The sequence below is a fragment of the Prolixibacteraceae bacterium genome, assembly GCA_019720755.1.
Lineage (GTDB): Bacteria > Bacteroidota > Bacteroidia > Bacteroidales > Prolixibacteraceae > Halosquirtibacter > Halosquirtibacter laminarini.
In genome coordinates this window covers 358,886-383,642 of sequence record CP081303.1, presented here as the reverse complement: position 1 = coordinate 383,642, position 24,757 = coordinate 358,886, and the positions used below count along the sequence as shown (strand labels likewise).

At 36.5% G+C, this 24,757-nt stretch carries 16 protein-coding genes; 4 read left to right on the top strand and 12 right to left on the bottom strand.

The features are described 5' to 3' along the window. Positions 1–111 precede the first annotated feature (111 nt). The 8 genes from K4L44_01565 to K4L44_01530 all read right to left on the bottom strand — a co-directional run bounded on the left by K4L44_01565 (position 112) and on the right by K4L44_01530 (position 9,205). Complete coding sequence (locus K4L44_01565; protein ID QZE14587.1) at positions 112–1,128, bottom strand: zinc-binding alcohol dehydrogenase family protein; 1,017 nt, start codon at positions 1,126–1,128, stop codon at positions 112–114. A gap of 12 nt (positions 1,129–1,140) precedes the next feature. Beyond that, positions 1,141–1,500 (bottom strand): L-rhamnose mutarotase, encoded by a 360-nt coding sequence (locus tag K4L44_01560; protein ID QZE14586.1) that lies wholly within the window; start codon positions 1,498–1,500, stop codon positions 1,141–1,143. Between the two features lie 14 nt (positions 1,501–1,514). After that, a complete protein-coding gene (gene fucP / locus K4L44_01555) occupies positions 1,515–2,924 on the bottom strand; it encodes an L-fucose:H+ symporter permease (GenBank protein ID QZE14585.1) in 1,410 nt (469 codons plus the stop codon). 31 nt (positions 2,925–2,955) lie between these two features. After that, positions 2,956–3,912: an aldo/keto reductase gene (locus tag K4L44_01550; GenBank protein QZE14584.1), complete on the bottom strand. Its 957-nt coding sequence runs from the start codon at positions 3,910–3,912 to the stop codon at positions 2,956–2,958. 4 nt (positions 3,913–3,916) lie between these two features. Next, the gene (locus K4L44_01545; protein QZE14583.1) at positions 3,917–4,762 is read right to left on the bottom strand and encodes an amidohydrolase family protein; all 846 of its coding nucleotides are present in this window, start codon (positions 4,760–4,762) and stop codon (positions 3,917–3,919) included. A 68-nt stretch (positions 4,763–4,830) separates the two neighbouring features. Continuing rightward, on the bottom strand, positions 4,831–6,279 hold the full coding sequence (locus K4L44_01540; GenBank protein QZE14582.1) for a tagaturonate reductase: 1,449 nt from the start codon (positions 6,277–6,279) through the stop codon (positions 4,831–4,833). Positions 6,280–6,301: 22 nt separating this feature from the next. Continuing rightward, positions 6,302–7,954: an altronate dehydratase family protein gene (locus K4L44_01535; protein QZE14581.1), complete on the bottom strand. Its 1,653-nt coding sequence runs from the start codon at positions 7,952–7,954 to the stop codon at positions 6,302–6,304. A 228-nt stretch (positions 7,955–8,182) separates the two neighbouring features. Continuing rightward, complete coding sequence (locus K4L44_01530) at positions 8,183–9,205, bottom strand: LacI family transcriptional regulator (protein QZE14580.1); 1,023 nt, start codon at positions 9,203–9,205, stop codon at positions 8,183–8,185. A 243-nt stretch (positions 9,206–9,448) separates the two neighbouring features. Between K4L44_01530 and K4L44_01525 the strand changes: the two genes are divergently transcribed. From K4L44_01525 to K4L44_01515, 3 genes are all read left to right on the top strand, one after another. Further along, complete coding sequence (locus K4L44_01525) at positions 9,449–13,660, top strand: response regulator (protein QZE14579.1); 4,212 nt, start codon at positions 9,449–9,451, stop codon at positions 13,658–13,660. A gap of 1,053 nt (positions 13,661–14,713) precedes the next feature. After that, positions 14,714–16,198 carry a sulfatase-like hydrolase/transferase gene (locus tag K4L44_01520; protein QZE14578.1) on the top strand — a complete coding sequence of 495 codons (1,485 nt, stop codon included), beginning with the start codon at positions 14,714–14,716 and terminating at the stop codon, positions 16,196–16,198. 132 nt (positions 16,199–16,330) lie between these two features. Beyond that, positions 16,331–17,839, top strand: a complete 1,509-nt coding sequence (locus K4L44_01515) for a sulfatase-like hydrolase/transferase (GenBank protein QZE14577.1) — start codon at positions 16,331–16,333, stop codon at positions 17,837–17,839. Positions 17,840–17,988: 149 nt separating this feature from the next. Here the strand turns inward: K4L44_01515 and rpe are convergent, their stop codons facing one another. After that, positions 17,989–18,633 (bottom strand): ribulose-phosphate 3-epimerase, encoded by a 645-nt coding sequence (rpe, locus tag K4L44_01510; protein ID QZE14576.1) that lies wholly within the window; start codon positions 18,631–18,633, stop codon positions 17,989–17,991. 264 nt (positions 18,634–18,897) lie between these two features. On the opposite strand from rpe, the gene rho reads away from it, so the two are divergent. Continuing rightward, positions 18,898–20,667 carry a transcription termination factor Rho gene (rho, locus tag K4L44_01505; protein QZE14575.1) on the top strand — a complete coding sequence of 590 codons (1,770 nt, stop codon included), beginning with the start codon at positions 18,898–18,900 and terminating at the stop codon, positions 20,665–20,667. A gap of 191 nt (positions 20,668–20,858) precedes the next feature. Here rho and K4L44_01500 read toward each other — a convergent pair whose 3' ends face one another. From K4L44_01500 to K4L44_01490, 3 genes are all read right to left on the bottom strand, one after another. Further along, positions 20,859–22,610 (bottom strand): hypothetical protein, encoded by a 1,752-nt coding sequence (locus K4L44_01500; GenBank protein ID QZE14574.1) that lies wholly within the window; start codon positions 22,608–22,610, stop codon positions 20,859–20,861. Positions 22,611–22,660: 50 nt separating this feature from the next. Further along, positions 22,661–23,347 (bottom strand): response regulator transcription factor, encoded by a 687-nt coding sequence (locus K4L44_01495; GenBank protein QZE14573.1) that lies wholly within the window; start codon positions 23,345–23,347, stop codon positions 22,661–22,663. Between the two features lie 183 nt (positions 23,348–23,530). Then, positions 23,531–24,721 carry a hypothetical protein gene (locus K4L44_01490; GenBank protein ID QZE14572.1) on the bottom strand — a complete coding sequence of 397 codons (1,191 nt, stop codon included), beginning with the start codon at positions 24,719–24,721 and terminating at the stop codon, positions 23,531–23,533. Positions 24,722–24,757: the final 36 nt, after the last annotated feature.

Here is a 24,757-nt window from a genome sequence, read left to right as displayed (position 1 = left end):
AAGACATCTAGAAAGGAGTAACAACTTAGAGAAATCTGAGGCATAATAAGAGCAAAAAAAGGGTGCCCTCATGCAGGAACACCCTCAGAAATAAATCAAAACTATTCTTTATTAGTCAAGGTCTACTACAGCCTTCACTACTCCTGTCTCTGGGTTTAACCAAGACGAGAAGTTATCTACTAAATTCGAAAATGAAGATCTATGAGTGATTAATGGTTTCACATTCACTTTGCCTGATTTCATGCTATCAATCACATGATCAAAATCTTCACGCGTAGCATTACGACTACTACGTAACGTAGTCTCTCTCTTATGGAATTCAGGATGAGCAAAACTAAATTTCTCTAGTTGAAGTCCCACCATAGTGATCTTACCACCATGAGCCAAATAATCAAGGCTACCCTCAATAGCTCTCTTATTACCAGTAGCATCTATAATGGTAGTAACCATATCCCCATCAGTAATCTCTTTAACCGTTTCTACTGGATTATTCAACACATTCACCACATAATCAGCGCCAAAGTTCTCTTTTGCAAAAGCCAATCGGCTATCTTGAACATCTAAAGCAATCACTTTAGCTCCTTTTATCTTAGCAAATGCCATTGCACCTAAACCAATAGGACCAGCACCTGTTACAATAACAAACTCATCTTCTTTAATTTCGGAAACACGTACAGCATGAGCGCCTATTGCCATAGGCTCCACCATTGCAAGCTCGTCGTATCCCATACCCTGTCCATGAATCAATGCATACTGTGGCACATTAAGATACTCCACCATTCCACCGTCAATATGGACTCCAGCTCCTTGAATATTTGTACAACAATTTGGCTTACCATTACGACAAGCAACACAATCATGACATGGGTAATAAGGAATAAAAGTGACTTTTTCTCCCACAACAAAACCATCGTCTTCATTATCTAGTTCTACAATTTCACCAGACAACTCATGACCTAAGACACGAGGATATGAGAAAAAAGGTTGTGTTCCTTCAAAAGCATGAAGATCTGTTCCACAAATACCAATTCTCTGTATTTTAATCAATGCACAACCCTCTTTTCTCGAAGGTTTTACAACATCTTTCATTTTAAACTTACCTGGTTCTAAACAAACTAACTGTTTCATATCTAATGTGTTTTACAATCCTAACTTATATATTCTTTCCATTAATCTCCACTTTTCATCAGCGGTAGCCTCCTCCGAACTATTTTGAAATTCCGCTACATATGCTTCCCACTCAGATTGGCGTGGTTTCGTTGCCAATTCGATCATTGCTTTATCATGATCGAAGTCGGGTACCGTATCCATAATCATGAATAGCTGGGCATCCAATAGGTAAATCTCCATTGCAAGAATACCCACATCCAACATTCCTTGTGTAACTTCAGGCCATGCTGCTCCTGGAGCATGTACCCTTTTATATTCTTTTATTAATTCAGGATCATTTCTAAGAGACATTGCTTTACAATATCTCTTATATGCATTTTTATTTTTCATAGTTAAATTAGTTATTATAAGGCTTGACGTTTTACTGTTCTGTATCCATAAATGGTGATAATCACAAAACATATCAATGGTAAGATAAAGGATACATTTACTGCTGGCATACTACCAATCTGTTTCAAATCGATTATCCATGCTTGACTTTTGGGAAGAACAGTCCCTCCTACAATTGCCATAATAAGTCCAGCTGCACCAAACTTTGCATCATCACCCATTCCTTCTAAAGCAATACCATATATTGTTGGGAACATCAAAGACATACATGCAGAAACACCAATCAAGCAATACAATCCATTCATTCCGTCAATGAAAATAGTTCCTGAAGCCAAAATAATACCACCAATGGCTAAATACTGAAGAAGTCTTCCTGGTTGGATATACTTTAACATAAACGTACATACGAAACGTGCTACTAGAAAGAAGAACATCGCAAGGATATTATAAAGCTGTGCAATATGAGCACCTGCTCCTAGAGAAAGACCATTCACCCCTTGACCTGAAGAGATTACCTTAGAAACATCAGAAGACAAGAAGCCAAGAGAATCAACAATATGCAACCATCCTGATTCAAGATCTTGAGGAGTTAAACCGTCACGCACAAAGATTCTCTGACCATATTGTACAATAAATGTCCAACACATGATCTGTGCACCTACATAAAACATTTGGGTAATTACTCCTTCTCTATATTTCGGTATCTTAAACAGCTTCTTTAGGGTCCCCCATAAATTAAGACGGTGATCGCTCTCCTCTTTGTTAGGCATTTTTGCAATTGCAATAATGACAAACATCGCGATGATAACCAAGCCTATAGAGATATATGGATTACTCAACACATGCAAATCATGCGACTTCACTGCTTCAAACTGCTCTGGCAAAAGAGTAGCTCTTTCTGCAGCACCTCTTGGGTCAAGATTTGCTTGAATCATGGTCGTAGCAACGAACATTCCTGTCAATGATCCAATAGGATTAAAAGCTTGAGCAAGGTTCAATCGTCTTGTGGCTGTCGAATCTGGTCCCATAGATAAAACATAAGGGTTTGCACTCGTCTCCAAAAAGGAAAGGCCACAAGTCATAATAAAATACGCGATTAGAAATGGTGGGTAAAGTCCTATAGAACTTGCAGGAATAAACAAAAGACATCCTAAAGCATACAGTCCTAGACCAACCAAAATACCAGACTTATAAGTATATTTACGAATAAACAGTGCCGCAGGAAAAGCCATCGCACCATATCCACCATAAAAAACTACCTGTACCCAAGTTCCTCCACTCGCTCCCATACTAAAAATACGAGAGAAAGCCTCAACCATAGGATTTGTTATATCATTTGCGAATCCCCACAATGCGAAACAGCTCGTGATCAAAATAAATGGCATGAGCATGGAACGTGGGACTACTTGATCTTTAATATTCATATTACTGGGATTTAATTAGTTAGTCTCTTTTTTATACTAGCGATGGGGTTCTCATCGTCACAATGGTTTCCGTAATCTGATTAAATAGCATTTCTGGGAGTGACCCCTCTTTCCATGCAATCAACAGATCACGCATCTGTGCAATTGTATGAGGGCCTACGACCACACGATCTGCCTCTTCAATAGAGAACATATAGCGTAAAGCCAATCGAGGTAAAGTCATCTCATTTGCATCTGCTATCTCTTTCATCTTTAATGCAATATCGACATCCATATTAGTAATCCACTCATTGTTTGGACGCTCATGATTATACATATCCAAACGTCGTCCCAATAGTCCCATATGAAGGGCTGAAGCAGCATAGTAAGCCATTCCTTCCGCTTTCAATGTTGGTATATCACGATCAAATGCTGTCAGGTTACATGCATCCATTTTAAGGAAACCAGATACCACATCAAAATTCGCCTTCTTCAAAACTGGATAAAAGTGTTCAGTTGGATTTCCTCCAACACCTAGACGTTTAACAACTCCCTCCGACTTCAAGTCGTTTAAGCATGTCATGATTTGATCCATATTCTCTACAGGAACAAGATGAGGTTCATGAAGAAACAGAAGGTCTAACGAGTCCACACCAATCAACTCAAGACTCTCGTAAACACTCTTTCTCATAGTCTCTGAAGAGTAGTCTACCACACAATCATCTGCTTTTTCAGCTTTCAATCGTCCCACTTTAGAGCTAATAAAGGGCTTTTCGCCACTCCATTCTTTCAATGCTTTTCCCAAATAAGCTTGAGACATATTATACGAAGGAGCTGTATCTAATACACGTACTCCATTTTCGAGTGCGTAAAGAATAGTATCCACGGCATCAGCTTCCGCAACGTGTCCCCAAACACCACCTAATCCAGATAGACCACACACAAGTCTACTAGTATCGTCGAAAAATTTACTTTTTGAATAATCTCCTTGTATATATGTAGGTTTCATCTTATTAATCATTATTTAGGTTATAAAAATTCATGGCATTACCGCCTAATATTGCTTCTTGTTGTTCTTCAGGAAGAGATTCAATACGATTCATCACCACATTCATTACTTTTTGGTAGCTACCTGCTAGAGTACAAACAGGCCAATCAGAACCAATCATTACTCGTTCCCAACCAAATGCCTCCAATATCGTGTCAACATATGGAAGGATCTGTACATCTGTCCAGTCTTTCCAATCTGCCTCAGTCACCATTCCTGAAAGCTTACAAAGCACATTCTCATGTTTAGAAATCTCAAAAATATCATCACGCCACTCCTTAATATTTTGGGATTTAATATCAGGCTTTGCAATATGATCAATTACAAAAGGACAAGTTGGGAAATGGGTTACAAACTCATTTGCAACTTTTAAATGTTTGGCAAGAATCAGAATATCATAAGTAAAGCCATACTTCGCCAAAAGAGAGATACCTCTCATAAACTTCTCACCCAATAAGAACTCGTCATCTAGTTCATCTTGTACGACATGACGAAATCCTTTTACAATAGGAAACTGCTTAAAATATTTCAATCGGCTCTCTATATCATCGGCTCTAAAATCGATCCAACCGACCACACCTTTAATAAAAGGATTGTCATTTGCCAATTCGATTAAAAATTCCGTTTCCTCTTCCGATTGATCTGCTTGAACAGCAACGCAACCATCAAAATCAATCCCCTTAAGACATACTTTTAAGTCCTCTGGAAGATAATCTTTCTTCAAGGTAGACATCTCATCAGAGATCCAAGAATGACTAACAGTACTATATTTCCAAAAATGTTGATGTGAGTCTATTTTTGATATTTTCATGAGTTAATATATTATTAGTTTAAAAAGTAGAGAGTACCCTCCTTGCCCTAAGAGTACTCGTGAACTATTTATAACATGTTCTCAATTGCTGTTTTCATTCCTTGATCATGAATCAACTGAAGAGAATGAGTAACGGCATCACTCAAACCAGGAACTTTCGTAAGATCTTCATTCCAGAAAGAGTCTTGAGACAACACATTGTTTACCAAACCAGAAAATTCTAATGACGACTCAACAGAGCTCCACTCCTTCGACATAAAGTCTAATACCTCATGAGAATCATTCAATGGAATATCTTCCATATTTCGTTTGCCTCGATAGAAATAAAGCATTGCTGCAAAAGCAAAGGTTAATCTCTCAGGTGCTTTCCCTTTCTCATCAATAAAGGATAGAATTGTTGGTAATACACGAGTCTCAAATTTTGAGAAAGAGTTCAAAGAGATAGACAATAGCAAGTGGTGAATATATGGGTTACTAAATCTCTCTAAAACATCTTTTGAATAGACCGTTAAAGCTTCTTTATCCATATCCAATGCAGGAATAATCTCCTCATCAATAGTCTTTTGAATAAAGCGACCACACACTTCATCCTCCATCGATTGTCTTACGGCATCCAATCCGTAAAGATAGGCAACTGGTACAAGAACTGTATGCACTCCGTTTAAGATACGCACCTTTCTCTTCTTATAAGGACGAATATCATCTGTATAGATCACATTCAATCCAGCATCAGGTGCTGGAAACTCTTTCTGAACGGCTTCAGGAGCTTGAATAACCCATAGGTGGAAAAACTCTCCCTCAACCACCAAATTATCTTCATAACCTAACTCCTCTGTAATCTCCGACATACGATCTCTAGGATAACCTGGTACAATACGGTCGACCAAAGTACTACAGAAGTAATTCGATGATTCAAGCCAAGCCACAAAGGCCTCTCCGAGACTCCAAATCGCAGCATATTTCAATACAATTTCTTTAAGTCGTACCGCATTTTCATCAATCAACTCACAAGGAATAATGATTAACCCTTTATCGCTATCACCATCAAAGTGACAGAATCTATCATATAATAGTGCAGTCAACTTACCTGGATATGAATTTTGTGGGGTGTCCTCTAATTTGTCATTTGGATCGAAAGCAATCCCTGCTTCTGTGGTATTAGAAACAACAAAACGCAAAGACTCCTCTCTTGCTAGAGCCATATACTCCTCATGTTGAGTATAAGGATTTACACCGCCTTGGATCGCATCAATCAAGTGATGTTCACTCTTAGCCTCCCCATTCTGAAGCCCTCTCATATAAAGTGTATAAAGGCCATCTTGATCATTCAACATGTCCACCATACCTCTATCAATAGGTTGTACGACTTTAATACCTGCGTTGAAGTCAAGTGTTTTATTCATTTTGTCAATCATCCAATCAACAAAAGCTCTCAAAAAATTCCCTTCTCCAAATTGTAAAACTCTAATTGGAAGTTCAGGAAGATTACGATCGATGTTCTTTCTATTTAATTTCATTATATGGTTTCTTTTAATATCCTTAAAGTGATACCCCACGTTTCCATGGAATAAAGTCGTATTGTCTCAATTTTTCAGCTTTAACTAGTTCTTTTCCTGATGCGATTTGGATGATATATTCCATCAAATCAAAAGCCCTATCTCTGATGCTTTTTTCTCCAGTCACAATCTCTCCTGCATTGAAATCAATGATATCACTCATTCGATTTGAAAGTGTTGTATTACTCGAAACTTTTACTACTGGAACTGTAGGATTACCTGTAGGAGTCCCTAAACCAGTACTAAAAAGAATAATGTTCGCTCCTGTTGAAGCCAAACCTGTAGTTGATTCCACATCATTTCCAGGAGTACATAATAGAGACAAACCCTTCTTTGTTAACACTTCAGTATAGTCTAACACATCCAAAATCGGAGACGTTCCTCCTTTTAATGCAGCACCAGCAGACTTCATCGCATCCGTAATCAGACCATCTTTAATATTACCTGGAGATGGATTTGCTTCGAAACCAGAACCCGCTTCTTTAGCTCTTTGTGCATAAGTACGGATTAGAGAAGAGAATTTATCTGCATACTCCGTATTCACACAACGATCTACAATATTTTGCTCCACTCCATTCAGTTCAGGAAATTCGGATAGAATAGCACTACCGCCTAGAGCAACAATCATATCACTAATATAACCTAGAAGAGGGTTAGACGAGATTCCAGAAAAACCATCAGATCCACCACATTCTAAACCAATAACTAATTCACTTAAAGGTTGTGGTGTTCTTTCTAACTTATTTGCTTCCATCAGTCCAGCGAAAGTCATCTTTACTGCTTGAGCAATAAAATCTCGCTCCGACACACTTTGCTGCTGCTCTAAAACGTATACAGGCTTTTTGCCAAGAACTCCAAACTCTTCTAAAAACCCATTGATATACTTAACCTCAGCATTTTGACATCCCAAACCTAATATTGTTGCTCCAGCAACATTTGCATTGGCAATATACCCAGCTAAAAGTTTGCTTAATACGATTGCATCCTCTCTTGTGCCACCACAACCACCATCATGTGTTAAGAACCTCAACCCATCGACATTAGGAAAATAAGGTGAACGATTTGACTCATTATTTACACTTACCACATCTAATTGCAAAACATCCTCAACAGATGCACCACCCTTAATTGCATTGGTAATATTTTGGATATCAATCTTTTTAGACTGCGATCGTTTATATCCTAATTGGTCTTCAAGCATCTCTTGTAGAATACGTATATTCCTATTCTGACAGAATACCAATGGTATTACCAACCAATTATTCGTAGTACCAACCTTTCCATCTTTACGTTTATAACCGTTAAACGTTCGACCTTCGAAAGCTTTTACATCAGGAGCTGTCCACTGATATTCACCGGTACTTTGAGAGAAACCTCCTGTATGATGAATGATATTTTCTGTCGTAATCACATCTCCTTTTTGTATAGACTTTAATGTCTTTCCTACGGGTAGTCCGTACATTACAACTATATCTCCTTGGTTAAAATCATGCTCGGCAACCTTATGTTTGACCTGAACACCATTAATCACATCAAGTTCCTTCCCTTCAAAAAAGACCTTCTCCCCTGGTGCTATATCTTCAAGTGCAACCAATAGATTGTCCTTCGGACTGATTTTAATTAATCTATTCTTCATATCTATTTTACAAATTCAATCGATTGAAATACATGTATAAAAAAAATATTACCGGCAATAAATTCAAATACAAATATCTACAATGACAATATTTCAATCGATTGAAATTAATAACTAAAAAAAAACAAAAATTTGATCCAATCTATATGAAGAAGAGTCTGTCAATAACATGCTCTTCAACACATATTTCAATCGGTTGAACTAAAACTATGTAAAAAAATGTTTATACTAAAATTTTTTTGAAGATTTTCTTAACATCAATGTTGGTTTCAGAATCACATTCTCGACATAATCACTTGATTCATTACCACTTACACTTTTTAAAATAATTTCACCTGATTTGTGTCCCATTACGATACTAGATTGATCAACTGAAGAGATATCAGGATCAAGGAAGGACGTGAAAGGCTCATTACTAAAACCAACAATTTTGATATCATTAGGTACATGGAAATCATTTTCTCTTGCAATTTGCAAGGATCCAACTGCGACATAATCACTAGAGCAGAAAATTCCATCAGGAATAGATTTCATTTTTAATAATTTATTCATTTCTATTCTTCCATCTTCATGATGAAGATCACTAAAGAACACCAAATCTGAATCATAATTAAAACCATGATCTATCAATGCATTACGATAACCTTCGAAACGATTTCGATACAAAACTAGGTGTTGATGACCTCCCATATGAGCAATTCGTTTACATCCAGACTCGATCAAATGAGATACTGCATCATAGGCACCTTGGTAGTCATCGATCTGTACAGTACTCACATCAAAGTTTTTGATAATACGGTCAAAAAACACCAATGGAATACTCTCCTCTTTCAATTTAGCAAAATGAGTAAAGTCTTTGGTATTCAAACCGAGTGCTGCAACCACCCCATCTACTCGGGTCTCAATCAAGGTATCAATAATTTCCTTCTCTTTCTCCACGGAGTCATTCGATTGCGTAAGAATTACACTATAACCAGCACGATTGACAGTCTCTTCAATACCTCGTATTACAGAAGAGAAGAAAGTAATGTTCGCTGCAGGAACGATCACACCTATTAATTTACTCTTCCCCTTACGTAAAGCTGCGGCCAATTGGTTCGGTTTATAATTTAACTCTTTTGCCATATTTGCAACCATCTCTTTTGTCTTCTTACTCATTTTAGGATGGTTGTTTAATGCTTTTGAAACCGCTGATCTAGTAATATTCAAAGCGTCAGCAATATCTTGTAGTGTTACTTTCTTTTTTTCCATTATTCCATGTTCATAATCTTGCAAAAAAACCTTTTATTTTAAACAATTCTTCATGTTAAAAATGAGACAGATATCATAAGCAAACTAAGGTAAGACAGTTAAAATAAAAAAACATTATTCTCATTTAGATTTAACAATTTTAACCAAAAGGAACAATTAAATCGGTTGAACTGATATAAATATAAGTTTTTTTTAACTTATATTGCAACACACTAACACAACAAACAAATAATACTAAATGCCATGAACTCAAGAATTATATTCCGTTTTTATATCCTTGCGCTCCTCTTCCTGATGATGGCTACCACTTCATCATTTGGCTTTAGAGTTACAAGATACAGTGCCAATAAAGGATTTACCAGAAATTCAGTATCCACAATCACCCAATCAAAGGAAGGCTATCTATGGATCGGCACTCCAAACGGTTTATTTAGATATGATGGATATAAGTTTTTAAAATTTCAACATGAATTTCGAAACAAAAACTCTCTTTTAGACAACACGATTCACTACAGTTATGCAGATCGGCAAGGAGAGATTTGGATTGTCTCAAGCAAAGGATTGAGTATATATAATGAAACGGAGAAGAAGTTTCGCAACATTGAAGGATGGCCATATTCTGCAATTACGAGTATTACAGAAATTGATGATAATAAATTTATTATTGGCACCAATGATGGCTTATTTTCAGCAGAAAAAGGAAATATAAAAGACAGTCTTGAAATTACAGAAATACCACTTCTCAACACGATGATCAAAAGTCCTCAGAGAGTGTATGATATGATAATTAATTCAAAAAATAAACTTTTAATTAGTATCAATAAAACCATCATTTCATGGGATATTAAGGCACTTCAAAAAAGTGTTCCATATATTCCCGAACCTACCATTCTTAACGAAGACTTAGGGTTTCGTGTAAGTAAAATTGAAGAAATAAAAGATAAAGGATATCTTTTAGGGTCTGCAGAAGGCTTATTCAGATCTAAAGATTTCACAACTATAACAAAAGTATCGTTAAAGAAAGAAGACAGTAAAACTAGAATATATATTAAAGATATTATTGAAGATCATACAGGAACGATATGGGTGGCTACAGAAAAAGAGGGGTTGTTTGAGTATAATAAACGATATAATAGCTGGATACAACACAAACAGATTGTTCGAAACAATACAGCATTAGGATCTAACAACATAAGAAAACTTTTCGAAGATCGATTTGGAGTATTATGGATTGGAACAGTAAGAGGAGGACTTAATAGCTCCAATACAGAGCAAGCTCCTTTCATCCATATAAGGCGTCAATCTATTACAAATAAAAGTCTTAAAAGCAATGTCATTGATGGTCTATTCGAAGATACAACAGGGAAGCTATGGGTTGGAACATTCAATAGAGGGCTTAATGTCGTGGAGTTTAACGGTGCGGACTATTCCGTTTTTAACGTAAATCTCCCCCAAGAGGTATCTAGAGTCTACACTATCACACAGGACAAAGATGGTTCGATTTATTGTGGAAGTAATCTGCCTGGATTAATTAAATTCAACTGGAATAATAATACAAGGAAGATAGAGAATTACCAACATATTGTTCTCAAAGACTCTTTAAACCATAACCTATCACAAATATCAAAGATCATTATCGATAAGTCAGGGATCTTTTGGTTGGGATCCTCTCTTACTAATATTGGATTGGTAAGATATGACCCCAAAATAGGACCTAATGGCATAACGCACTATACAGGTCAGAGTCCACAAAACCACTATACGATTAATAATATCGTGGATATATGTGAGGACAAATTCAATAATCTATGGATTGGAACATACAAACAAGGGGTATTCCATGTTCGAATCAATAGGAAAACAAGGCTACCATATAGGTTCATATCCTATACACACCATTTTAACAGAGAAAATACTATCGCAAACAATCAAGTATTTACAGTAATGGAAGGATGCGACACCAATATCTGGCTAGGGCTATTTGGTGAAGGAATAAATCGCATTATCACTCCGAGAAAAGGATGTAAACTTAAAATATCCCATTTTTCGACTTCTGATGGACTGCCAGATGATGTGGTATACGGAATTGTTGAGTCGCCTAAAGGACAACTGTGGATGAGTACCAACTATGGTATTTCGAACCTCAATCTAGAGACGATGCGATTTACAAACTACGATAAAGAGGACGGATTACAAGACAATAACTTCCGAAAGTACTCTTTTTGTAAAGGACAAAGTGGAAAAATATATTTTGGAGGAATTAACGGAGTAACTGCCTTTAACCCCAAGAAGATCCGTAAAAATAATTTCAAACCGAAAGTTTTGATAACGGGGATGAAAGTCTTTAATGAGACTTTAGATCGCAATCATAAAAACAAAGAACTCCCAAAAATCAATACAAGTATTGATAAATTAAAGAGTGTTACATTAACACACGACCAAAATACATTCTCACTTCACTTTGTGGGTCTACATTATATTTCACCAAACAAAAACATTTATCGCTATAAGTTAGAAGGATTCAATACAGAATGGATCTATCCAGAAAACTCAATACGCCAAGCCTCCTTTGCCAATATGAACCCAGGAAAATACGTTTTCAAGGTTAGTGCATCAAACTCTGATGGTATATGGTCTGATGAGACGGCAACGCTTCGCATCAATGTTCTACCACCATGGTGGCAAACTTGGTGGGCATACATTCTCTATGGCATTCTTTTTATCGCTGGATTAATGATCTTTAAAAAAGTAATTTTGATAAAACATGAATATCAAAACAAACTTAGTATTGAACGTTTAGAGAAAGAAAAAATACAAGAACTAAACAAAGAGAAGTTAGAATTCTTCACCAATGTTTCTCATGAGTTTAAAACGCCACTTACACTGATCACAGGTCCTGTTAGCGACATTATAGATAGCAAAGAACAATTGTCTTCTCATACCAAAGAAGATCTACACCTAATACAGTCGAATGCAGATAGACTCTTACGACTAATTAACCAGCTGATTGATTTCAGAAGAATTGAAACGGGACATTTAAAACTGGATATTTCTTTCGACGATTACGTAGTATTCTCTAGAAATATCGTCCTTTCATTTCAAAAGGTTGCACAAAAAAAGGGAATTAAACTAGAGTATAAGAGCATTAATGAACAGCAAAAGATTAATTTCGATAAAGAGAAGTTAGAGACCATACTTTATAACATTATATCCAATGCCATAAAACACACAGACAAAGGAGGTTCTGTTACTATTTATGCCAACGCAACAAATAAAGGACAGAAACCTGACCCAGAAGGAATTTATTGGAATGTCGATCATTCTTTAAAGGAGTATATTGAATTTGTGGTAACAAACACGGGAGCAGAAATTCAGCAAGAACAGCTTCCGCTTCTTTTTAATCGTTTTTATAGTAGAGATGAAAACAATGAGCAAGAACAGATATTCTCTAGTTCTGGAATAGGGCTAACTTTAACACATGGAATGGTCGAACTATATAAAGGGAAACTGGGGGTAGTGTCAGAAGATGGCAAAGTGACTTTCATTGTAAGAATTCCATTCAACAAAGCAGAAAAACCAATCCAATTTAAAGAGACTAAAACGATAGTAATACATGAAATTACTGAAGAGGTCAATTACGAAGAGTCAACGAAAGAAGTACAGGCAGAATATCATGAAGATGTAACTTCCAACAAACCATTAATTCTCGTAGTAGATGACCACAGAGAGATCAGGGAGTTTATTGCCCAAATTCTCTCAAACAAATATGAAATTATCGAAGCAGAGAATGGTAAAGTTGCCCTAGAGAAGGTCACAAAAGTGATTCCAGATCTTATTATTTCAGATGTAATGATGCCCGAAATGAATGGTCTAGAACTATGTCGATTGGTAAAAACCAATGATATTACAAATCATATACCAATCATTCTTTTGACTGCAAAAACTGAAATTGAGCATCGTATAGAAGGAATTGATATGGGAGCAGATTCGTATATCCCAAAACCATTTAATATCAAACACCTAGTAATAAGAGTAGAAAAATTATTAGAACTACGCAACTCTCTTCGTGAGAAGTTCAAAAATAATTTTCTACTTATCGATAAATCGCCTTCTGGAATGAGTGAATCGGATCTGAAATTCGTAAAACAAGCAGAACAAATGATCCTAGAAAATATTATGGAAGAGGACTTCTCTGTAGAAAAACTTGGAAGAGAATTAGCCTATAGTAGAATGCAGCTATATCGTAAGATGAAGAGTATTACAGGACTTTCACCCAATGAATTTATTAGAAACTATCGTCTAAAACAGGCTGCGGCAAACCTTCAGAAAGGAGAACAGAGCATTACGGAAGTTTTATACCAAGTAGGGTTTTCCAATAAGTCCTACTTCACAAAATGCTTTAAAGAGTTTTATGGGGAAACTCCTAAAGAGTACTCCAAAAGATATAATAAGTAAAAGCATGATGGGCTCTCTTCGGATAGCCCATCTTTTTTATCCTCCAGAATCAAATGCATATTCACTTTCCGTCCATACACGATAAACAAGTCCATAAGTTATTATGATAAATAGTAAAAGTTCTTGATCAAACGGTAAAACAACCCCCATTAATCTCCTCTAATCCAAATCGCTACTCCCTCATTTTTTACTCCTACATTGGATAGTATTTCCATACCCTTCCTTTACCCTTTGGTTACCTCTAGAGTAACCAAAGGGTAAAGGAAGGGTAACCGAAGGGTATCTAAACCTAGGGGCAATCCATATAAAAATTCTTACAATAAGTAATCGTGAAGCAGGCTTCATTCAGGATGGAACGAGAGCATATAAAAGAGCTTTATTTCACTCTTTACGACAACAGATAAACACGATGATAGACTCCCAGTAAAAAGCGATAGAATCACTTCTCGCAACTAAATAGAGATATTCCAACCTTTCATCGTATCCTCGAATCTTCATAGAGTGCCCACAACTCAAAGAATTTCTTTCAACAAAGCCTAAGAAAAAAACGATCTTATAGCTTTAACTTGTATTGCACAAATAAAGAGGTGATGAAAGGAACAAACAGAAAACATTTGACTAGAATTATCGAAGATTGAAGTGCTAATTTCAACGGCATTTGATGACGAAACAAAACGATATTCAGAATTCTTATAGACAAAAGTAGACATCTGTTCCTTTCCTTGTATCTCAAATCAAATATAAGCAGATAAAATTACCACAAATAGCACAAATAATAACGTTATTACCACAGACACATGGAGTGTTTAGCCTCTCCATGACTCTTAGTAACATTAGGCTATTTGTGTCAAAAAATGGGTAATACCACTTAACAAAATAGGAGCAAAATCAAAACCTTTGTTTTCTCATTCACACAAATTAGGCCAAGCCATAAGAACATCCAACGAGAATGGAAATAAGCGCTGGAAAGATAAAAGAAGAGACCTATATCTTTTCATAAAGGGTTAAAGATACTTGAATGTAGTTCATATGTGCTTTTAATAGATCGAAACAATGAAAAACATAATGAAAACCATGCTTACGGGTGCAATTCTTACATCATCAGTAGCACCGTCTGTAAGCTCCGAATCGAGTCAATCAAAAGGGAAACCCAATGTTTTAATTCTTTACACTGACGACCAAGCAACTTTAGATGCTGGATGTTATGGGACAAAGGATATCTCGACACCCAATATAGATAAGTTGGCATCTAAAGGAGTGCGTTTTACACAAGCCTATGCACATACCGTTTGTTGTCCTTCCAGGGCAGCACTACTCACAGGAAGACAGCCACAAAGAGGTGGAGTAAACACATGGACCAGCTGTCATCCAAAAGATGAAAACGGTAGAAAATTGGCTTTAGAGGAAGTAACCATCGCCGAGCAATTAAAAGGAAATGGTTATAGTACTGCTTTAATAGGGAAATGGCATTTGGGAGCAAAACCTGGATATGGACCATTACAACAAGGATTTGACTACTTCTTTGGATTTAGGGGTGGTTTTATTGACTACTATACCCATACATTTTTACATGCGGGATGGGAAAAACCTACTTTTCACGATCTATATCAAAATGACACAGAGATATTTAGAGAAGGGAAATACTTTCCGGACATGCAGGTTGAAGAGGCAAATAAGTTTATGGAAAAGAATAGAGAGAATCCATTCTTTCTCTATGTTGCAATGAATCTGCCTCATTATCCAGAGCAACCAGACTCTACATTTATAGACCAATACAAGGATATGAAGTGGCCTCGAAAATCGTATGCACCGATGGTGTCTACAGTGGATGATCGAATTGGAAAGATCCTCACAAAACTAAAAGATTTAGGTCTCGAAAAGAATACGATAGTAATCTACATGAGCGACAATGGGCACTCAACAGAAGACTATTACAATTGGGGAGATTCCTATGGAGCCAATGGTGGAGGTGGTTTTACTGGAAAGTGGAGAGGTGCTAAAGGCAGTTTCTTCGAAGGAGGTCTACGAGTTCCTTGTATCGTTAGCTATCCTAAAAAGCTAAAAAAAGGAGTGGTCAGAGATCAAGCCATCTCTAACTTAGACTTCTTCCCAACCATATGCGAATTGACAGGAACCCCTCTACCTAAAAGGAAACTAGATGGAAATTCCATTCTTCCGATCCTAAAAAGCAGTAAAGCCAAATCAAATCATGAGGTATTGTATTGGATGTGGCAGAATATGTGGGCAGTAAGAAAAGGAGATTGGAAATTAATATATAAAGGACACGACACCACGGGTAAGTTTAGTAACCATCCACAATTAGAATTTAATATGCCAGAGTATTGGTTGGCAAACCTAAAGGATAAAAAACCGGAAGAGAAGAACTATGCAAATAGTAATCCTAAGATGGTGAAAGAACTTATCGCACTGCACAAAACTTGGGCTAAAGATGTATTTGATGGGAGTGGCTATCCTGATCCTAATATGGTAGAATTAAAAGACAAAGCAAAGAAAACCAAAGGTTCTACCAAGCTTTAATGAAATGTATCCGATATGAAGCGATGTAAAAATACCATTTCGAACAGAGCGAACCTCATTATGGTTCACTGACTCAAATGTTCGTTGCTTCATCTATCCAAAAAAATATTTAGAGTATTAAATATATCCATAATGAAAAATAACAAATTACTAAAGCTAGGCTTTTGTGTGGCTAGTCTTGCAAATTTATCCGCAGGCTGCACAACACCAAAGCAAGAGACTAAAAAGAGCGAGAAGCCGAATATTCTTCTGATACTTACAGATGATCAACGTTTTAGCTCGATACATGCACTAGGTGAGAAACAGGTGATTACTCCTAACATGGATAAATTAGTGGAGAGCGGAACAGTATTCACCAATGCTCATATCATGGGGTCTATGAGTGGGGCTGTTTGTTTACCAAGTAGGGCACAGTTGATGACAGGTAAATACCTCTTTCACCTGACCGACGGTGGTAAAAATTTCCCCAAAGAGGATATTACCATGCCAGAGGCTTTAAAAAATAATGGTTACCGTACTTTTGGAACAGGGAAATGGCACAATTCTAAAGACGGATATGCGAGGTCCTTTACAGACGGAGCAAAGATATTCTTTGGTGGAATGTCAAACCACCTCAAAGTACCACTACACGATTACAATCCTAAAGGGAAATATAAAAAGGCAGACTCTTATGTAGAGAAGAAATTCTCAAGTGAAATATTTGCAGGAGCTGCAATTAATTTTCTTGAAAACTATAAAGAGAAAGATCCATTCTTTATGTACGTTGCATTTACTGCCCCTCACGATCCTAGAATGGCTCCAAAGAAATATGTAGATATGTATAATCCAGAGGATATTAAACTTCCAGCGAATTACATGCCAGAACACCCTTTTGATAATGGAGAAGTGATTATTCGTGATGAGTTAATTGCACCATTTCCACGAACGCCAAAAGTAACTAAAAACGAAATAGTTGCTTACTACGCGATGCTAACAGAGGTAGATGAGCAGATTGGCCGTATTATGGCAGCACTTGAAAAAAGTGGTAAAGCAGACAATACCATCATCATCTTTGGAGGTGACAATGGTTTAGCAGTAGGACAACATGGTTTGATGGGAAAACAGAACGTATATGATCACTCTATAAGAGTCCCTTTATTATTTGCGGGACCAGGGATCAAAAAAGGAGTAAAAACAGATGTTCTTTGTATGTTAAGCGATATCTATCCAACAGTGTGTGATATCTCGAATATCAAAACTCCCAAAAGTGTGGATACCCATAGTTTAATGGAAAACATTAAGCATCCAAACAAGGCAGTAGGACCATACAAAGATCTTTACTTCGCTTATAAGAGTTACCAAAGAGGATATGTGAACCAAGATGGATGGAAGATGATTCGTTACAATGTAAAAGGGAAAGAGAAAGTACAGCTTTTCAACTTAAAAAACGATCCATTTGAGATACATGACCTATCAAAAGATCCAAAATATAAAGAGAAGCTCGTTGCCATGAAAGATAAGATGCAAGAATCGGCTCGAAAGACTGGCGACAAAGTAGATTACTCGGTGAAGGGGTGGAATATTCCTGATATGGAAAACTGGGTAGAAAATAGAACTCGAAGAGGTCTGCCTATCGATGCATCCGCAGCAAAAATGCACTAATTGAATAGTTCTTTAAAATAAGCATGATGAGATGAAACTCATCGAATAAATTGAGCAAAAAATCTGAATATCTTGTAATTATAATAAACACAGCTCAATGATAACTTCTACCCTTATTGAGAAATCAATAAGGGATAGAAGTTTATAATTTAAAGAGACTTTAAAGCAGCAATAGTAGAGGTAGGATCTTCTGAGTTAAACACAAAACTTCCTGCAACTACTACATCCGCACCACTCTCCTTTAGTTTTGCTCCAGTATCAAGGTTCACTCCTCCATCAATTTCGATCAATGCTTTAGAACCTCTTGACTCAATCATCTTCTTCAATTGAGCAACCTTATCATAAGTACGTTCGATAAATTTCTGTCCCCCAAATCCTGGATTTACAGACATCAAAAGAACGATATCGACATCCTCAATAATCTCTTCAAGAACACTGACAGGCGTATGTGGATTTAGAGAAACACCTGCTTTCATACCACTCTGATGAATACGTTGAATGGTTCTATGAAGATGCTTACACGCTTCGTAATGGACCGTTAAAACTTCTGCTCCTGCACTTTGGAAAGCATCTATATAACGGTCTGGATCTTCGATCATTAGATGTACATCTAACACTTTCTTTGCGATCTTACTAACATGCTGGAGTACAGGAATACCAAATGAAATATTTGGAACAAACATTCCATCCATCACATCGAAATGAATCCATTCAGCTTGGCTGTTATTAAGCATCTCAACATCTTTACCCAAGTTTAAGAAGTCGGCAGATAAAATAGAAGGTGAAACAATCATTATTTCTTTTTTTTATAATATATGATAATTATTAATCAAATCTTTGAGCCACAAAAATATTAAAATTAATCCACTCTCAATAGGTTTTTAACAAAAGGCATTCACACAATCAACAGAGAAACAAAAAGAGTATGATATTAGGTTTTAAGTTCGAAAATATTAACTTTGTGAATGTTGAAAGGAAGATGTCACTTCCATCTCAACGTACTTCTATATTTTTCATATAATAAACCCCTCAAAACAAATCTCGTAATTTTCAATACAATGTACGATATAATTGAATTAAGCAAAAAGCTACTTCCAGACCTTAAGGATATAGCAAAAGGATTAGGTGTTAAACGTGTTGATTCGTATAAAAAACAAGACTTAATCTACAAGATTCTTGACGAACAAGCGGTCCTTGCTGTAGAAAGCAATAAAGAGCAAAAAGATAACAAGAATAAGAACAATCCTAAGCCTCAGCCTAAAAAGACTGTTGGTGTAAAAAAAGAGAACATCGAACCTAAAAAAGAAGGTACTGAGAAACTTCAGCCTAAAAAGAAGAAAAATATTAAGGTTGAGACAGATGTGACTCCTGAAAAACAAGAGACAATACAACAAGATAAATCGGTAGAAAAACCGAGAAACGATAAAAACAAGAGCAAGCAGAATAAGCAAGCTCCTAAAGCAAACACGCATCTAAATAAAAATGAGGAGAGACCTCAGTCGAAAGATGAAAATCCTAAGACAGAAGCTCCTAAGGTTGAGACAGAAAAAGTTTCAACGCCAAAAACAGATGCAGATCAAGAGAAAAAACAAGTTGAGAAAAAACCTCAACAACAGAATAATAAAGATCGCAACCAAAATAGAGATAATAATAAAGACAATAAGCGTCAAAACAAATATACCAAACAAAATAACGACAAAGGTTTTGAGTTTGAAGGAATTGTAGAGAGCTCAGGTGTTCTTGAGATTATGCAAGATGGATATGGTTTCCTTAGATCTTCGGACTATAACTACCTAAACTCGCCAGATGATATCTATGTATCACAAAGCCAAATTAAGCTTTTTGGTCTTAGAACTGGTGACAATGTAAAAGGGACCATTCGTCCACCTAAAGAGGGAGAGAAATATTTCCCACTGATCAAAGTAAAAGAGATCAACGGACGTACTCCTGATTATATCCGTGACCGTGTTCAATTTGACCACCTTACTCCACTCTTCCCTGATGAGAAATTTAGTGTAACAGGCAAAGGACACAACTCTATTGCATGTCGTGTAGTAGACCTTTTCTCTCCTATTGGTAAAGGACAAAGAGGACTTATCGTAGCACAACCAAAGACAGGTAAGACTGTTCTTCTTAAGGAGATTGCAAATGCAATCGCAGACAATCATCCTGAAGTTTATATGATTGTTCTTCTTATCGATGAGCGTCCTGAAGAGGTTACAGATATGGCTCGAAACGTAAAAGCGGAAGTCGTTTCATCTACTTTTGATGAACCAGCAGATCGCCATGTTCGTGTTGCAAATATGGTTTTGGAAAAAGCCAAAAGAATGGTAGAGTGTGGTCACGACGTAGTGATTCTACTTGATTCTATCACTCGTCTAGCTCGTGCTTATAATACCGTAGCTCCAGCATCTGGAAAGGTTCTTTCTGGTGGTGTGGATGCGAATGCACTACATAAGCCAAAACGATTCTTTGGAGCTGCTCGTAACATCGAGAATGGTGGTTCATTAACTATCTTGGCTACGGCGCTTACAGATACGGGGTCGAAAATGGACGAGGTTATCTTCGAAGAGTTTAAAGGAACAGGTAATATGGAGCTTCAATTGGATAGAAAACTTGCCAATCGTCGTGTATTCCCTGCTGTGGATATTACCCAATCAAGTACTCGCCGTGAAGACCTTCTTCTTCCAAAAGCAGTAATGGACAAAATATGGATTCTTCGTAACTATCTAACAGACATGAACTCTGTAGAGGCAATGCAGTTTACGAAAGATCGTATGACCAAAACAAAGAACAACGATGAGTTCTTAATGTCTATGAACGACTAAGAAAGGTTGTAAATCATATAATAAAAAAGGTTGATTCTATATCTGATGATAGAGTCAACCTTTTTTTATGTTCAAAAAACAGCTTGATAAAACTTGTCTCACTCGCTTTCTGTTATACCAAAAAATAGATTAAGGAATTGGGTTATTGAGTAGAGTTTAGTGTAAACATAGAGCTTCGAATCTACCTTGTACTAAGATCTTTTAAAGGAGAATATAAATTCTAAACCTCCCTCTTTCCTATTCTTTACATTAATACTACCATGATGCATTATCACCGCATTTTTCACAATAGCTAATCCAAGCCCAGTACCGCCAATTCTACGATTACGACCTTCGTCCACTCTATAGAAACGCTCAAAAAGTCTAGTAAGATGACTCTCTTCTACCCCTTTCCCATTATCATAGAGACGATACATCAACATATCTTGATCTTCCTTAATCTGCTGTACAGTGATCTTTTTGCCACCATATTTGATCGCATTTTCAATTAAATTACGGAAGATTGCATACACCAAGCCTTGATTTCCAATAAGGGTAGAGTCATGATTAACAGAGATCTCCACCTCGATATCTTTCTCTCTGATATTGTAATCTAAATCATTCATTACACGATGAATAATTTGATATGGAAGAAGCGCCTCTTTTTGATATAGGTGATCAGCCTCTTCTATCTTAGACAAGAGAGAGATATCGGATATAAGCTCACCAAGACGTTGTGTCTGCTTGAAGGCTCTATCTAAGAAGGAAAACATTTGACTAGAATCCATATCTCGATTCTCTAGAATCGTTTCAAGATAACCTTGAATTGTAGTCACAGGAGTTTTTAACTCATGAGCTAAATTACCAGTAATCTCTCTCTTCAGTTTACGAGATTGTTCTTGTTCTGAGACATCTTGAATGGTAATCTCGAAACTATTGTCCTCAAATACAATTGCCTGAAGATTAAATATCTTACCAAATTTAGCTATCTGAAGTTTCTCTCTAGAGAAATCTGAAATTTCAGTTCTGTTCTGTTTTTCGTCAATAAAATCAATAATAGGCTTAACCTCATCAATCTTAAAGATATCCTCACTTTTCCTTATAGATCTAGTAGATAACATTCCTGCAAACAACATAAAATGAGAGTTAGAGAGAATCTCTTTCTTGTCGAAGGAGAAAACAGCCAATCCAGATTGGAGGACATGTAGGTGGTCGTATAACTTCTTTTTTTCAGTCTCTAACTTTTCATTGTTACGCTGAATGACCCCATACATCTGTACAATCTTCTTTGAAATATCCCCAAGTTCACTGGACGGGAAATGAAGATCTAAACCATCAATCGATTTATTAGAAGAAGCAACTACAGCAAAGTTACGTAGTCGAGAAATGGAAGCACCCATCTGTCCAGTGATGAAATATAGAATAAAAAGAACTATTAAGAAAAGCGATAACATAGAGTAAAAGAAGAGGTTATCCACTTTTAAGATATCGATGGTCGTAGTGTCATATGGAAGGGCAGCACGAACAATATAATCAGGAAAGGCCCTTGCATAGTAAAAGAACTCTTTATTTAGAGAATTCGAATAACGTATCGAGGACCCTTTTCCATTCTTTAACGAAGCAATTACTTCGGGACGATCTTTATGGTTATCCATTTCAAAGAATGAGGTGTAACGGTTATCAAAACAGACATCCCCCTTTTTATCGATTACAGTGACCCTTAATTCCGAATCGGGTACAAACTCAAGAAACTGCTTTAAGGGATCGATATTTTTATTCGAACCTGCCCATCTTTTCTGGATCACATTATCCACAATAGAGGCATAATTATCTAGAGTATTCTCAAGAGACTCCCTCTTCGACTTTACTTCTCTTTGGTATTGAAAAACAATAACTGTTAATACGAATAAGAAGAAAAGAATAAAGAAATTGTAAAAAAGTTGTTTGCGATAGCTATGTTTCATCTATAGAGTTCTATAAAATATTTTAGTGATCATATTACACTCTGGTAAAATTACTCATTATCAAAACAATATCCATAACCTTGACGTGTAACAATACGTTTGCCATAAGTTCCTATCTTTTTTCGTAGACGAGTAACATTAACATCAACAGTACGGTCCAAGACATTGTCTTCATCATTCCAAACTCTCATGATAATGTCTTCTCTAGAGTAAACTTTTCCAGCTTTGTGGGTTAAAAGAGCTAAGATTTCAAACTCCTTCTTCGAGAGGGATACTTTGTTTCCGTCCACAATAACGATCTTACCATCGACATCGATTTGTAACCCTTGAAAAGTCCACACCTCTTCATTGCTTTCCAATGCGACATGAGACCTAGTTAATACTGCTTTAACACGAGCAATCACCTCTTTGATCGAAAAAGGTTTTTGTATATAGTCATCAGCACCAAGGCTAAAACCTGTTAATGTGTCATTTTCAGCTCCTTTCGCAGTAATAAAAATTAAAGGGATATTATTAAAACGACTGCTATTTTTCAAAGTATTTGCTAGCTTAAATCCAGATATTTCCCCCATCATTACATCTAAGAGCAATAGGTTGTATGAGTTTAGATCTAGTTTTAACGCCTCTTCCGCAGAATAAGCAACACTTACATCATACCCTTCGTTTTCGAGATTGAATTTGATGATTTCGCAAATATCCTCTTCATCATCTACTACAAGTATTCTTTCCTTATTCATATTTTTATATACTTTCTTATTATCACAATAAAGATAAAATAAAGTTCTTGAGTATATATCAACTATTGGTTAACTGAATGAATCGGAAATCTTAAATAATTAGAAAAGGCAACCTTCAATTAGAAAGTTGCCCAACGAAAACATCTCACAAAAAGTTGAGAAATAATATCGAGAATGTTTTGTTTATTTTGTCCATCCCTCGGTCCAGTCGTTGTCTGTGGCAACTGCACCTGCACCATTAATTGTTCCTACATAAGTGTTGGTTAGAGCGATCTCCCCAACACCGACTCCTGTACCAAAATTAGAACCTTCTACTGCTGTTCTCTCAGTACTTTCAGTCGTTTTTACATAAGTAAAATACTGCTTGTTTGCATCTGTAATAGCATTGGTTAGTATCGAATTAGATATAGTTAATTCTGTTCCAATCAACTTCCCTGTAGAACTCTGCTCTACTCCTACCCCTGAGGTAAAGTTGGTCATCAATAGATTCGATAATATCGCGCCGGTTCCTCTTCTTAGGTTCATTGCTTGAGAAGTACCATTACCAATCAAAGTAATGTTTGAAATTACAGGTTGTGATCTTGGAGTTGCATCTGTATTTCCTGAAAGGTTATCGGACTCAAAACCGGTTCCTTTAGAATCACCATTCTGAACCGCAACCCAATAATTACATTGGCCTCTCCACCCTTCGGTCCAATCAAACGAATCATCTTGACTAGCAGTAGAAACAAGATAGTTTGCACTTACAGTACCTCCAAAGAACTCAAACCCATCGTCAGAGCCCTTATATACTTGAATATAGTCTACCTGTGTTCCAGAACCTACCCCATAAAAAGCAACACCATTAGATTCATGTTCTTCATCAAAAGCATACCCTGTATACTCCAATCGTATATATTTTAGAACTCCAGAGTTGTCATTATCATTGTTCCCTCCATAAGGAGCATTTCCAACTTCAGATATTCCAGAACCTCCATCTACATTGATGGTTGCATTTCCACAGATCATCAGTCCACCCCATGCACCAGGAATCTCACGACTACTAGTCATTACAATAGGGGCTGATTTCGTTCCAACAGCATGAATAGAAGCACCCTTTTCTATTAAGATATAAGACAAGACATCTGCATTTGCAACCAAAGTCACTCCCGCCTCTATTGTAAATGTATGTCCACTCTTCAAGTGTACCCCTTTGGTAAGCGTATAGGTTTGTCCTTCTTTTAAAATTATGTCTTCATTAATATCTCCACCATATAGAATATTTCCAATTAGTCCCACTTTTTCTTGTGGAACAACAGAATCAGAATTTGAAGTACAAGCTCCAAACATAAGCACAGATAGTGCAATGATTAATAAGTTCTTAACTGTTTTCATCTTTTGTAATTAGATTAATGGTAAAATGCTATTATG